Below are 13,277 nucleotides of genomic sequence, written 5' to 3'. Positions count from 1 at the left end.
GGGCGGGAAAGTTTCGGTGGCGTTACGGACGGTCGCGGGTGAAGCGAAGATCAAGAGCTTACCCCCTCACCCCAACCCTCTCCCCCAAGGGTGCGAGGGGGAAGGGAGCAGATCTTCATGCCTCCTGAAATCGCGTACGACTGTGAAGGGAGCAGATTTTCATGGTCTTCAGGACTTGAGTTCGACTCAAGACGTGCAGTTGGTGATTTTGGTCATGCAACTCGGTCGGCTCCCTCTCCTGGGGGAGAGGGCTGGGGTGAGGGGGCTCTTGAACTTGCCGCGCAATTACCGATCAGTTCCTTACCAGGGTCAGCCACGGGAGATCGGAGCTTTGCGCAATTTCAGGATCGCCATTCTGCTGGGAGCGCTGCTGTGCTTGGGCGTCAACACATCGCAAGCCGTCGCGCTACCGGGCGTTCCGGCTGCCGCCGACACGGCAGAGAAACCCGCCGAACCGGAACCGTTGGTGCAGGGCGGTCTGCTCGGGGCGATCAGTACGAGCATCGACGATGTGCAGGAAAAACTCGATCTCAACGAACACCTGGTCGATGCCTGGCGGCTGCGTGCTGACCGCGCGGCGGATGAGGTCGATCGGCTGGTCAAGCAACCGTCGAATCGCTCGGGCTGGAGCGTGGCCGGGGATTTCCTCACGTTGTCGGGAGTGTGGCTGGGCAGTTTCGCCCTGCTCACCGTGCTCGGCAGTCTGCTGGCAAAGCGTCTGCGTGAGGGCCGCTGGTTGCGCACCCGCCAGCGCAGTCAGGATCTGCTCGGCTACGTGCTGCCTTTCACCGTGCCGGCGCTGATCTGCCTGCCGCTGACGCTGTATGTCAGCCATTTTCTGCAAGCTTCGGTGGGCCGTGCGCTGGCGCTGTGTCTGGCCTACGCCACCAGCAGTGGCATTTTCTCCACGTCGATGTTGTTGTGCGTGGTGGTGATGTTCAACGTCGGGCACAAGCGCGCCGCCGCGCGAATCATCCGTGAATACTGCCCGCGACCGCTGTTCCTCATCGGCTTTCTCGCCGCCCTCAGCGATGCCCTGACCAGCCCGCAGATCGCCCGGCAACTGGGCGGCAATATCACCAGCAGCATCGCCGTGTTCACCGGACTGATCGCCTCGGTGATTTTCGGTTTGCTGGTGATTCGCCTGCGCCGGCCGGTCGCGCATCTGATCCGCAATCGCCCGCTCGCTCAGCGTTTGAAACAACCGTCGCTGCAGGAGTCGCTGCGGATATTTTCCGGGCTGTGGTACTGGCCGATCGTGCTGATGGTGCTGGTCTCGGCAGTCAGCCTGATCGGCATCGGCGAGGACAATCAGAAAGCCCTGCGCTGCGCCTTGTTCACTACCGTGCTGCTGATCGCCACGGTGTTTCTCAGCACGGTGTTGCAGCACCTGTTCAAATCACGCAAGGCCGAGGCGATTCAGCGCAGCAGTGCCTACAAGGAGCGTTTTCTCAGCCTGTTGCATGCGTTGCTGCGCATCGTCATGGCGATTGTGTTCATCGATATTCTCGGGCGGATCTGGGGCGTGTCGTTGCTCGATTTCGCCCAGAGCAGCACCGTCGGTCGAGCGATCAGCAACGCCTTGAGCAGTATCGGCCTGATCTTCCTGGTGACGTGGCTGCTGTGGGTGGTGCTCGACACGGCGATTCAGGAAGCGCTGAAACCGCCGCTGAGCAAACGCGCGGCACGCCAGCCGAGCACGCGGGTGAAAACCATCCTGCCGCTGCTGCGCAACGCGATCAAAATCATCCTCGTGGTGATCTGCGCGATTACCACCATGGCCAACCTCGGCATCAACGTCGCGCCGCTACTGGCCGGTGCGGGCGTGGTCGGCCTGGCGATCGGTTTCGGTTCGCAGCAACTGGTGCAGGACGTCATCACCGGGTTGTTCATCATCATCGAAGACACCCTGTCGATCGGCGACTGGGTGGTGCTCGATTCCGGCCACGCCGGCACCGTGGAAGGTTTGACCATCCGCACCTTGCGCCTGCGGGACGGCAAGGGTTTTGTGCACTCGGTGCCGTTCGGCCAGATCAAGGCTGTGACCAACCAATCACGCCAGTTCGCCTTCGCATTTTTCTCGGTGCAGTTCACCTACGACACCGATGTCGACAAAGCCATTGAGCTGATTCGCGAGGCCGGTGATTCGATCCGCGAAGACCCGTTCCTCAAGTACAACCTGCAAGGGCCGCTGGATGTGTTTGGCGTGGACAAAATGGACTTGAACGGCGTGGTGTTGACGGCGCAATTTCGCACGGTGTCAGGTGGGCAATATGCGGTGAGCCGCGCGTTCAACCAGCGCTTGAAGAAGCTTGTGGATAACACACCCAATGTGCATTTTGCGCAGACTTATCCACAACAGGTGCTGTTGCCGAAGCGGCAGGAGGAGGGGGCGGTGGTTGCGGATGAGGTACCGCAGGAGTCACGGACCTGACGCCTGTTTGTGTAGAGACAGGGCCGGCGCTTTCGCGAGCAGGCTCGCTCCCACAGGGGCAATGGGATTGGACTGTGGGAGCGAGCCTGCTCGCGAAGACGCCGGTGCGAACACTCTCAATGCCGGATCAGCTTGGCATGCAGTTGTCCCATGGCTATCGGATCCAGCTCTACCCAAACCTGCTGCTTGCCGGCAATCACCGCGGCCACGGACACTCCATCGCGATAAACCAGCCGATTGCTCACCAGCGCCGGCACCTTCGCCCCCGGCAACAAGGTTCCGGCCAGATTCAATGGATCAACTCCGCACACCGCCACCAGGCTGCCGTCCTGCGGGCGGCGGCGTACTTCGCGCAGCAAGGGAATGGCTTCGGGCAAGGCAAACTGCTCGCCAGCCAGACCACTGACAAACCGCCCGCCACGAATCTCGCCCCGCGCCTCCAGACGATGAAAGGTGCGCAGCAATTCCCGCCAGCTCGGCAGCCAGTCCGCTTCGCGTTCGAGCAAGCGCCAGAACACCACGCCGTAGCGGCGCAGCAGGGTCATGGCGACGTGTTCGAGTGTCTCGGCGGCATCGGCTGACGAACCCCGGCGCAGCAATGCCCAGCGCCCGGCATCGTCCATGCCGCCGATAAACGCGCCGCGCCCGCGTCGGCTACTGCGCTGCTGGCGCTTGCTTGCCGGCGTGATCAGCGCGCGCAGGCCGGCGAAGCTGTCGGCGTTCACCAAACCTGCGGCGACCAGTTCCTGCAAAGCAATTTCCAGTTCGCTGCGCAGCAGGCGCGCTTCATGAATCAACTCATCGAAAAACAGCGCGCCATGCTGACTCAGCGCCTCAAAGACTTTCTGTGTTTTCGGCGATAACTCACTCACCGGCGTCTGTTCAGCCAACGCACTCCACAAACCCACCTGACTGCGCGGCAGCAGCACAATCGGTGTACTGCGCAATGCCGAGCCGCTGACTTTCTGCCGCGCGCTGATGCGCGTCCACACCAGTTTGCCGTTGCGGCACAGTTCATCCAGCCAGCTCGGCGAATAGTCCTTGAGGCGCGCCGGCAGGATGTCGCTGTCCCATGCCGAGGCTGCCGCCGGATAACCTTCGAACTGGCCGACAATCGCCGGCAGCACCGCGCTGCCCTGACCTTGGGTGGCCGGCGTCAGATGCTGCCAGTCGAACAGAAAGCGCATGAAGTCCTGCAATGCCACCGGTTCGATTTCCCGGCGCAGGCGCTTGACCGTGTAGCGATGGATGCGCGCGAGCAGATGGCGTTCGCACCATTCTTCAATCGCGCTGTTCGGCGTGAACTGGCCGCGCAAGACGTACCCTTCACGCTCCAGTCGGGCGAGGGCCTGACTCACTTGCGCGGCGGGCAGGGCGAGCGGCTCGGCAATGGCTGGCAAAGGGGTCGGCCCAAAGGCGCCGAGGCGGGCGCGGATCACTTCGACCAGCGCCTCATCGAATGTCCACGCTTCGTCGAACCCGGGCAGCACGACTGCTGCGCTCGCCAACGTGGCCTGTGGATAAAGTGCCTGCAGGCAACTCAGGCGTTCGCGAGCCAGCCACAACTGATGCTCGGCGTCGATCTGCAACCGGCAGGCGCGGCCGCTGGCCATCAGCGTTTGCAGCCAGTCCGGCCAACCGGCGTTGGCGCGCGCTTCGGCGTCACTGATGCAGGCGAGGCTCATCAGCGCTTCGTGCATTTCATCCATGGAATTGGGCGACGGCCAGGCTTCTTCGCGCACTGCGGTGATCGCATCGGCATCGAGTGCGCCGAGATCATCGGTCGACTGCGGATCGCTCCAGCGTCGATTAATCACCGCTTGCGTGCGGCGTTCCTCCAGCGGCGCGTCGTCGAGAAACGTGTAGGGTCGGGCGCTGAGAATTTCTGCCGCCAGCGGCGACGGCGCAGGTAAATCCCGGGCGATCAGGCGCACCTCGCCACGCTCCATGCGCCGCAGCAGGGTCAGCCAGCCTTCGCTGTCCATCGCTTCGTGCAGGCAATCGTCGAGGGTCTGTTCCACCAGCGGATGTTCGGGGACTTCACGCTCGCCGGCGAGGTTTTCCAGGCAGGCGATCTGGTCGGGAAACACACTGGCGATCAGGTCTTCGCTTTTCATCCGTTGCAGTTGCGGAGCGACTTTGCGCCCGCCGGTGAAGCGCGGCAACGCCAGCGCCACCCCGGCATTCCAGCGCCAGCGCACGCCAAACAAGGGCGCATCGAGCACGGCTTGAATAAGGGTGTGTTCGGCGCTGTTGCTGTGCAGGTAACGCCAAACCTCGTCGAGCTCGAAGCTGTGACTGGTGGACAGCGACAGCACGATCGCGTCTTCGCTGGCGGCGGCCTGCAACTCGAAGTTGAAGGTGCGGCAGAAACGCTTGCGCAAGGCCAGGCCCCAGGCGCGGTTGATGCGGCTGCCGAACGGCGTGTGAATGATCAGTTGGGTGCCGCCGGACTCGTCGAAAAACCGCTCCATCAACAGCGTGTCCTGCGAGGGCAGGGCGCCGAGGGTTTGCCGCGCGCGCGCCAGATATTCGACCAGTTGCTCGGCGCTGGCGAGGTTGAGGCCGAGTGTGGCGGTCAGCCAGTCGAGCGCCGGTTGCAGATTGCCGGGGCTGGCGCTGAGCAATTCGTCCAACTGCGCTTGCAGGCGCGCGACGGCCGCCGACAGTTCATCACTGCGCCCCGGCGCTTCGCCGAGCCAGAACGGAATGGTCGGCGGCATGCCCTGCGCATCCTCGACCCGCACTTTGCCGCTTTCCACCCGCAGGATGCGGTACGAGGTATTGCCGAGCTGGAACACGTCGCCGGCGATACTTTCCACGGCGAAGTCTTCGTTGACGCTGCCGATGTTCAAGCCCTGGGGTTCTAGCAATACGCTGTAGTCGGCGTTGTCCGGGATGGTGCCGCCACTGGTCACGGCGGTCAGTTGCGCGCCCCGCCGGCCACGTAATGTGCGGCTGACGGCGTCGCGGTGCAGGTAGGCGCTGCGGATGCCCTGGCGACCGTTGTAGCCTTCGGCGAGCATGCTCAGCAGGGCCTGATAGTGTTTTTCATCGAGGTCACGATAGGGCCACGCTCGGCGGAACATCGCCAGCAACGCGTCCTCCGACCATTCCTGGCAACTGACCTCGGCGATGATCTGCTGCGCCAGCACGTCCAGCGGCTTTTCCGGAATGTGCAGCGTATCCAGCTCGCCCCGGCGCACGCAGTCGAGCAGGGCGGCGCACTCGATCAGGTCGTCGCGGGTGGTGGCGAACAAACGACCCTTGGGCGTGCCGCCGACCTGATGTCCGGAGCGACCGACTCGTTGCAGAAACGCAGCAATCGAACGCGGTGAACTGATCTGGCAGACCAGGTCGACCTCACCGATATCGATGCCCAGTTCCAGCGACGCGGTGGCGATCAGCACTTGCAGCTCGCCGCGCTTGAGCCGTTGTTCCGCATCGAGACGAAACTCTTTGGCCAGGCTGCCGTGGTGCGCCGCCACGGCCTGCTTGCCGAGGCGTTCGCTCAGATGCCGGCTGAGGCGCTCGGCAAGGCGTCGGGTGTTGACGAAAATCAGCGTGGTGCGGTGCTCGCGAGCGAGTTCGGCGAGGCGCTCGTACACCAGTTCCCAGACATCGTTGGCCATCACTGCCGACAACGGCACCGGCGGCACTTCGATACCCAGGTCTCGTGGGCGGGCGTGGCCAATGTCGACGATTTCGCAGGGGCAATTGTGACCGACCAGAAACCGCGCCACGGCTTCTACCGGTTTCTGCGTGGCGGACAGGCCGATGCGGGTCAGCGGTTCGGCGCAGAGTGCTTGCAAACGCTCAAGGCTCAAGGACAGATGACTGCCGCGCTTGCCAGCGGCCATGGCGTGGATTTCGTCAATGATCACCGTGCGCGTGGTGCCGAGCATCCTGCGCCCGGATTCCGAGCCGAGCAGCACGTACAGCGATTCCGGGGTGGTCACCAGAATATGCGGCGCGCTCTTGCGCATCGCGGCGCGGTCTTTTTGCGGCGTGTCGCCAGTGCGTACGGCGGTAGTGATGGTCAGCTCCGGCAGGCCCATTTCGCGCAATTGCGCGGTAATGCCGGCGAGCGGATTCTGCAGGTTGATCTGGATGTCGTTGGACAGTGCCTTCAACGGCGAGACATAGACCACCAGGGTTTCGGCGGGCAGACCGTCAGGATGCTCCAGACCTCGGTGCACCAGCTCATCGAGCACGGCGAGGAACGCGGTCAGGGTTTTCCCAGAGCCGGTGGGCGCGGCGATCAGCGTCGAACGGCGCTGGCGGATCAACGGCCACGCACGGGCCTGAGCGGCGGTGACCGCCGGAAAAGTCTTGTTGAACCAGGCGCTGACGGCGGGGTGAAAACCGGCCAGCGCGCTGTTGGCGGGGAGGGGCAGATTCATGATTGAAGTTATGCGGGCGGGGGCGGGAAGATGCAAGTACCGTTCGGACGCCTTCGCGAGCAGGCTCGCTCCCACCTTGGAATGCGGTCTCCTGTGGGAGCGAGCCTGCTCGCGATAGCGCCAGTGAGGCCGATACAAATCCGCGCATCTACACTTTACGGATGACGGTTGCGCACTAAACCCGCAAAATGCAACGATTCCGGCAATTATCGACGACGGTTCCACGAGAACCGTCGCTAAAGCCATCGTTCCAATCAGACTGGGCCTGCTGACTCTATGCGAATGCGCCTTATGTTACTGGGCGGCGGAAATGCCCTTGGGCAGGCGCTGATTCGCCTCGGTGCGGAAGAAGACATCGGTTTCCTAGCCCCCCGCCCGCCCGAAAACGGCTGGGATGCCGCGAGCCTCACCCAACTGCTCGACGACACCCGTCCCGATGCGTTGATCAACCTCGCCTACTATTTCGACTGGTTCCAGGCCGAGAGCGTCAGCGAAAGCCGCATGACCGGCCAGGAACGCGCCATCGAGCGTCTGGCCGAACTTTGCCAGCACCACAACATTGTCCTCGTGCAGCCGTCGAGCTATCGCGTGTTCGACGGCTCGCGGGCCACGGCCTACAGCGAAAAAGACGAACCGGTGCCGCTGGGCCTGCGCGGTCAGGCCTTGTGGCGCATCGAGCAAAGTGTGCGCGCGACCTGCCCGCAACATGTACTGCTGCGTTTCGGCTGGCTGCTCGACGACAGCCCGGACGGCACCCTCGGACGCTTCCTCGCCCGCGCGGAAAAACCCGAAGAGTTGCTGCTGGCCGATGATCGGCGCGGCAATCCGACTCCGGTCGATGACGCCGCGCGAGTGATCATCTCCGTGCTCAAGCAACTCGACTGCGCCGCGCCGCTGTGGGGCACTTACCATTACGCCGGCCACGAAGCGACCACACCGCTGGCGCTGGGCCAGGCGATTCTCACCGAAGCACGCAGCCTGCATCCGCTGGCGATCGAAGCACCGACCGCGCAGGCCCACGCCGCGCGCCCGGACGCCGCCGAAGAACCGCAACACGCAGTGCTGGCCTGCAAGAAAATTCTCCACACTTTCGGGATCAAACCGCGCGCCTGGCGTGCCGCGCTCCCGGGTCTACTGGACAGGTTTTACCGACATGGCTGAAGCAACGGTTCTAATCACCGGCGGAGCAGGATTCATCGGCTCGCACCTGACCGACGCCTTGCTCGCCAAGGGCTATGCGGTTCGCGTGCTCGACGACCTGTCGACCGGCAAGCGCAGCAACCTGCCGCTGGACAATCCCAAGGTCGAACTGGTGGTCGGCGATGTCGCCGATGCCGCTTTGGTCGCCCGCGCCATGCAAGGTTGCAACGCTGTCGCGCATCTGGCGGCCGTGGCCTCGGTGCAGGCCTCGGTGGACGATCCGGTGAAAACCCATCAGAGCAATTTCATCGGCACCCTGAATGTCTGCGAAGCCATGCGTCTGGCCGGGGTCAAGCGCGTGGTGTATGCCTCCAGCGCGGCGGTGTACGGCAACAATGGCGAGGGCGAGTCGATTGATGAAGACACCCCGAAAGCGCCGCTGACACCCTATGCCTCGGACAAACTGGCCGGTGAGCAGTACTTCGATTTCTACCGTCGCCAGCATGGCCTGGAACCGGCGATTTTCCGCTTCTTCAACATCTTCGGCCCCCGCCAGGATCCGTCCTCGCCGTATTCCGGGGTGATCAGCATCTTCAGCGAACGCGCGTCGAAAGGTTTGCCGATCACCGTGTTTGGCGATGGCGAGCAGACCCGCGATTTTCTTTATGTCGGTGATCTGGTCGATTTGCTGGTGCAGGCGCTGGAAAAGCCTGAAGTGCAGGAGGGCGCGGTCAATGTTGGCTGGAATCAGGCGATGAGCCTGAAGCAGATGCTCGAAGCATTGAAATCAGTGGTCGGTGAACTGCCGCCCGTGAGTTACGGGCCGGCGCGTTCGGGTGATATCCGCCATTCGCGAGCGGATAACCGACGCTTGCTGCAGCGCTTCGAAATGCCGCCGCAGACGCCGATGAGTGTGGGCTTGGCGCGCTTGCTCGGGCGCGGATGAAACAAGCTTTCGGACATGAAAAAGGCGCCCTTCATCAGGCGCCTTTTTCACGGCCGGAATATTGCTATCCCTGTGGCGAGGGAATGTTATCCCCCGATCAACTGCGTACGGTCGTCGTCAGGTCTGTGCCTGCCCGCCACCAAGCCTCATTCACCACCACGTGAACGTTCAGTAAAAAATCGACTTAGAACTTATAGCCCAAACCGACCATGTAGATGAACGGATCGACATCCACATTCACCCGTGCACGGGTGCCCGGTGCGACGGCGTTGTTCTCGACGGTCGCGCGGGTATCGATATCGATATAGCGCACCTGGGCGTTGAGCATGATGTTGTCGGTGATCATGTAGTCGGCGCCGACCTGCCAGGCCAGGCCCCAGGAGTTTTTCGCCTTGAAGTTGCTGAAGCCGTTGGCGCTGGCTTCGCTGCCGACGTGTTCGTCGTAGATCCAGGTGTAGTTGATGCCACCGCCGACATACGGCTGGAAAGGCGATTTCGAATCCAGCGGGTAGTAGACGACGCTGAGGGTCGGCGGCAGGTGTTTCAGGGTGCCGAGCTTGCCGTTGGCGGCGGGCAGGGCGGTGCCCTTGAGCTTGACGTCATGCTCGAACGGCGTGGCTGCCAGCAGCTCGATACCGATGTTGTTGGTGAGCATGTAGGCGAAGTTCAGACCCAGTTGGGTGTCGCTGCTCATGGTCGCCTTGCCGCCCAGATCAGTGCCGCTCAGCGGACCCTGATCGACCTTGACGCTGGAACTGTCGGCCTTCGGGTTGACGGTGATCGCGCCGGCGCGCACGAGAATGTCACCGGCTTCGTGGGCGTGGGCGAGCGGGGCTGCGAGCGCGAGGGCAAACAGCGAGGCGCTGAGCAAGGACTTGTTCATGGGGGCTCCGAAAGGACATAAAAATTCGATGTCCTAGGGTACGAAGCCGTCTGATACGGTGTTTTGACTCAGCTCAATGAAACAGTGAAGGGGCGGGGTTTTGTGGAACCTTTGAGGGCCTATTCGCGAGCAGGCTCGCTCCCACCTTGGAATGTGATCACCTGTGGGAGCGAGCCTGCTCGCGAAGACGATAGACCAGCCAATACAAAACTACCGGGACTCACTCCGGCAGTTCATACGCATAAATCTTCTCTGCCTCCATTTGATACCCGGCATCGGCCAGCTCACTGCTTGAGGCTTTCACCTGCAACGGTCCTTCAACCCAATACGGCTGATACAGCTCATCAAGCTTCACGCCCAGTTCGCTTTTCACATGGACGATCTGGTTCGACGGCGGTGGCGGTACGTGGATGCAGGCGCCGAAATACGGCACCAGCAAAAAGTCGGTAGTGCGCCCCTCTTCGCTGACTTCCAGCGGCACGATGTAACCGGGCAGGCGAATGTTCTGCCCGTCGAGGCTCTTCACTACCGGTGCATTGGGCATGTCCTGCTTGGCCGCCGGAGCGGACTCGGCAGAGAGTGCGTCGCCCATCTTCGACAGGTCGTGCAGCGGGGTCATGTTGGGTACTTCCGGCGCGGCGTCCGGTGGGATCATTTCCGACCAGGTCAGGTCTTTCGGCGCCGCTGCCCACACGGGCAGGGCGACCAGCATCAGCAGCGCAAGCAGGGCGCGGGGCATGGTGAACATCCTCATAAACGGATCGACAGGCCATCGGCCAGGGATTGGCGATACGCGCGCCAGGCCGGCACGCTGCCCATCAGCAGCGCGGCCGCCAGAATGCCACCGAGCAGCGTCCATTCATACTCGCTCGGCCATGCCAGCGGCAGGTACAAACCATAATTGGCCTGCACGTACCCTTGCGCAGCGGCGATGCCGACGTACAGCAGCGCCAGCCCGGCGATCACCCCGGTCAGGGCCAGGGCGAAAGCTTCCAGCACCAGCAGACTTGCGATGTGCCACGGCCGCGCGCCCACCGAACGCAGAATCGCCATCTCGCGGCGGCGCTCGTTGAGGCTGGTGAGAATCGCCGTGAGCATGCCGATCAGCCCGGTCAGCACAACGAACAGCGAGACCACGAACAAGGCTTTCTCGGCCGTACTCATCAGGCTCCACAATTCCTGCAAGGCCACGCCCGGCAGAATCGCCAGCATCGGTTCGCCACGGTATTCGTTGATCTCGCGCTGCAAGGCAAAGGTGGAAATCTTGCTGTTGAGGCCGAGCATGAACGCGGTGATCGCTTGCGGCGTCAGGTCCATGTTGCGCGCCTGATCAGCGCTGATCCTGCCGTTGCCGCGCGCCGGCACGCCGTTGTGCCAGTCGATGTGGATCGCCTCCATGCCGCCGAGGCTGATGTGCAGCGTGCGGTCCACCGGGGTGCCGGTGCGCTGGAGGATGCCGACCACGGTGAACGGTTTGTCGTCGTGTTTGACCAGGCTGATCGCCGCCACGCCGTGGGCCAGTACCAGTTTGTCGCCGAGCTTGTAGTGCAGCGCTTCGGCGACTTCGGCACCGAGCACCACTTCGAAAGGATCGGTGGCAAACGCGCGACCGTCGGCCAGCGCCAGGTGTTGCTGGCGCCCGTACTGGTAGTGCTCGAAATAGGCTTCGGTGGTGCCCATCACGCGATAGCCGCGATGGGAATCGCCCAGGGACATGGGGATTGCCCACTTCACTTTCGGGTTGTTGGCGAAGTGTTCAAAGCTGTCCCAACGGATGTTGTTGGTAGCGTTGCCGATGCGGAACACCGAATACAGCAGCAGGTTTACCGACCCCGAACGAGCGCCGACGATGAGGTCAGTACCGCTGATGGTGCTGGCGAAACTGGCCTTGGCTTCGGTGCGCACGCGCTCGACGGCGAGCAGCAGGCACACCGACAGGGCAATGGCAAAGGCGGTGAGCAATGCGGTGAAACGGCGGTTGGCCAGGCTGGCCATGGCCAGACGAAACAGATACATCTCAGACCTCGGCGGACGTGGCGGCGCGATTGAGTTCGGCCAGGGACAGATGACGGTCGAACAGCGGCGCCAGGCTCTGGTCATGGCTGACGAACAACAGACTCGATCCGGCCTCGCGGCACTCGGCAAACAGCAGGCGAATGAAGTTTTCGCGGGCGTCGTAATCCAGCGCCGAGGTCGGTTCGTCGGCGATCACCAGCTCCGGTTGGCCGATCAATGCGCGTGCGGCGGCGACCCGTTGTTGCTGGCCGATCGACAGCGAGTCGGCGCGGCGGCTGAGGATGCTTTCGTCTTTCAGACCCAGGTGGGCGAGCAACGTGGCGGCGGCTTGATCGACGCTGCCGTGGCGCTGTTTCGCCCGTTGCGCACGCAGTTTTGAAAAATGACACGGCAACTCAACGTTCTCGCGCACCGAGAGAAACGGCAGCAGGTTGAATTGCTGGAAAATGTAGCCAGTGTGATCGACACGAAACGTATCGCGCTTGCCGGCAGAAAGCTCGGTCAGCTCCTGGCCGAGCAGGCGAATGCTGCCCCGATTGGGCTTCTGCACCCCGCCAAGCAGGCCGAGCAGCGTGGTCTTGCCACTGCCGCTGGGGCCTTTGAGAAACAGGGTTTCGCCGGCTTCCAGACGAAACGCCGGGATGTCCAGCAGCGGCGGGTGACCGGGCCAGTTGAAGCCAAGGTCGGAAAGTTCGATGAGTGCTTGGGTCATGGCACCGATTTTCATGAAGTGAACACATAACCCTGTGGGAGCGAGCCTGCTCGCGAAAGCGCTGGGTCAGACACCCACCTGTCAACTGACACGCCGCCTTCGCGAGCAGGCTCGCTCCCACAGGGGATTTCGGTGGATCCTAGAATTTCAGCGCAGCTGACTTGGCCGTCACTTCGGTACCTTGCTGGCCGGTCGCGCTGATCAGTTGTACCTGAATCTTCTGTGTCGCCGGGAAGGTCTTGAAGATGTTTGCCAGATTCAGCGTGTTCAGCGCGCCCGGTGTGGCGCAGCTGAATTGGTAATGCGCGTGGATTTCGCTGTGGTCGTGGTGATGCTCGTGACCGTCCTTGTCCGCTTCATCTTCGTCGTGATCGTCGGCGTCCGGCTTGTCGCCGAACAGCGGGCTTTCCAGTTCCTGGCTGACCACCTTGCAGCCGGCCGCAGCGGGCAGGCTGAACAGGGCCAATGGTTTTTCCAGCTGCGCACGAGCGGCAGCGACTTTGGCCTTGTCGGCATCCGACGTCGCGGCGTGTTCAAAACCCACCAGATTCATCGCCGGGCTTTCCAGCTCCAGCTCCAGGGTCTGACCATCGAGCGCGGCATTCAGGCGACCCACACCATGCTCATGGGCGCCGAGGCTGCCGTGCTCATGATCGTGATCGTGCTCATCCACCGCATGAGCAGCGGCCAGCGGCAACAGGGCAAACGGCAAAGCGAGCAGCAAACGACGCATGACGGACTCC

Annotated in this window: 9 protein-coding genes; 3 read left to right on the top strand and 6 right to left on the bottom strand. The window is 62.7% G+C overall.

What is annotated here, in order from left to right:
- Positions 1–331: 331 nt before the first annotated feature.
- Complete coding sequence (locus NF676_RS24060) at positions 332–2,434, top strand: mechanosensitive ion channel family protein (RefSeq protein WP_252886873.1); 2,103 nt, start codon at positions 332–334, stop codon at positions 2,432–2,434.
- Between the two features lie 116 nt (positions 2,435–2,550).
- On the opposite strand, the gene NF676_RS24055 is transcribed toward NF676_RS24060, so the two are convergent.
- Positions 2,551–6,837, bottom strand: a complete 4,287-nt coding sequence (locus tag NF676_RS24055) for a DEAD/DEAH box helicase (protein ID WP_252886872.1) — start codon at positions 6,835–6,837, stop codon at positions 2,551–2,553.
- Between the two features lie 276 nt (positions 6,838–7,113).
- Between NF676_RS24055 and NF676_RS24050 the strand changes: the two genes are divergently transcribed.
- Positions 7,114–7,998 carry a sugar nucleotide-binding protein gene (locus NF676_RS24050; RefSeq protein WP_041477681.1) on the top strand — a complete coding sequence of 295 codons (885 nt, stop codon included), beginning with the start codon at positions 7,114–7,116 and terminating at the stop codon, positions 7,996–7,998.
- On the top strand, positions 7,991–8,923 hold the full coding sequence (locus NF676_RS24045; protein ID WP_217852887.1) for an NAD-dependent epimerase/dehydratase family protein: 933 nt from the start codon (positions 7,991–7,993) through the stop codon (positions 8,921–8,923). The genes NF676_RS24050 and NF676_RS24045 overlap by 8 nt, the downstream gene beginning before the upstream one ends.
- A 184-nt stretch (positions 8,924–9,107) precedes the next feature.
- Here NF676_RS24045 and NF676_RS24040 read toward each other — a convergent pair whose 3' ends face one another.
- The 5 genes from NF676_RS24040 to NF676_RS24020 form a co-directional block, all read right to left on the bottom strand.
- Positions 9,108–9,806 carry an OmpW/AlkL family protein gene (locus NF676_RS24040; protein WP_095181936.1) on the bottom strand — a complete coding sequence of 233 codons (699 nt, stop codon included), beginning with the start codon at positions 9,804–9,806 and terminating at the stop codon, positions 9,108–9,110.
- A 220-nt stretch (positions 9,807–10,026) separates the two neighbouring features.
- Positions 10,027–10,545: a DUF3299 domain-containing protein gene (locus tag NF676_RS24035; protein WP_024014502.1), complete on the bottom strand. Its 519-nt coding sequence runs from the start codon at positions 10,543–10,545 to the stop codon at positions 10,027–10,029.
- A gap of 11 nt (positions 10,546–10,556) precedes the next feature.
- Complete coding sequence (locus NF676_RS24030; protein ID WP_024014501.1) at positions 10,557–11,822, bottom strand: ABC transporter permease; 1,266 nt, start codon at positions 11,820–11,822, stop codon at positions 10,557–10,559.
- Position 11,823: 1 nt separating this feature from the next.
- On the bottom strand, positions 11,824–12,534 hold the full coding sequence (locus tag NF676_RS24025; protein ID WP_076567723.1) for an ABC transporter ATP-binding protein: 711 nt from the start codon (positions 12,532–12,534) through the stop codon (positions 11,824–11,826).
- A gap of 139 nt (positions 12,535–12,673) precedes the next feature.
- Complete coding sequence (locus tag NF676_RS24020) at positions 12,674–13,267, bottom strand: DUF2796 domain-containing protein (RefSeq protein ID WP_041477685.1); 594 nt, start codon at positions 13,265–13,267, stop codon at positions 12,674–12,676.
- Positions 13,268–13,277: the final 10 nt, after the last annotated feature.

Source organism: Pseudomonas siliginis, assembly GCF_024072275.1.
Lineage (GTDB): Bacteria > Pseudomonadota > Gammaproteobacteria > Pseudomonadales > Pseudomonadaceae > Aquipseudomonas > Aquipseudomonas siliginis.
Note: the sequence above shows the minus strand (reverse complement) of the source record. Positions and strands in the feature narration are given on the sequence as shown.

Excerpts from the sequence above, each read along its gene's own strand:
- NF676_RS24040 (WP_095181936.1), bottom strand. The coding sequence starts at position 9,806 with ATGAACAAGTCCTTGCTCAGCGCCTCGCTGTTTGCCCTCGCGCTCGCA.
- NF676_RS24050 (WP_041477681.1), top strand. The coding sequence starts at position 7,114 with ATGCGAATGCGCCTTATGTTACTGGGCGGCGGAAATGCCCTTGGGCAG.
- NF676_RS24030 (WP_024014501.1), bottom strand. The coding sequence starts at position 11,822 with ATGTATCTGTTTCGTCTGGCCATGGCCAGCCTGGCCAACCGCCGTTTC.
- NF676_RS24025 (WP_076567723.1), bottom strand. The coding sequence starts at position 12,534 with ATGACCCAAGCACTCATCGAACTTTCCGACCTTGGCTTCAACTGGCCC.
- NF676_RS24055 (WP_252886872.1), bottom strand. The coding sequence starts at position 6,837 with ATGAATCTGCCCCTCCCCGCCAACAGCGCGCTGGCCGGTTTTCACCCC.
- NF676_RS24045 (WP_217852887.1), top strand. The coding sequence starts at position 7,991 with ATGGCTGAAGCAACGGTTCTAATCACCGGCGGAGCAGGATTCATCGGC.
- NF676_RS24020 (WP_041477685.1), bottom strand. The coding sequence starts at position 13,267 with ATGCGTCGTTTGCTGCTCGCTTTGCCGTTTGCCCTGTTGCCGCTGGCC.
- NF676_RS24035 (WP_024014502.1), bottom strand. The coding sequence starts at position 10,545 with ATGCCCCGCGCCCTGCTTGCGCTGCTGATGCTGGTCGCCCTGCCCGTG.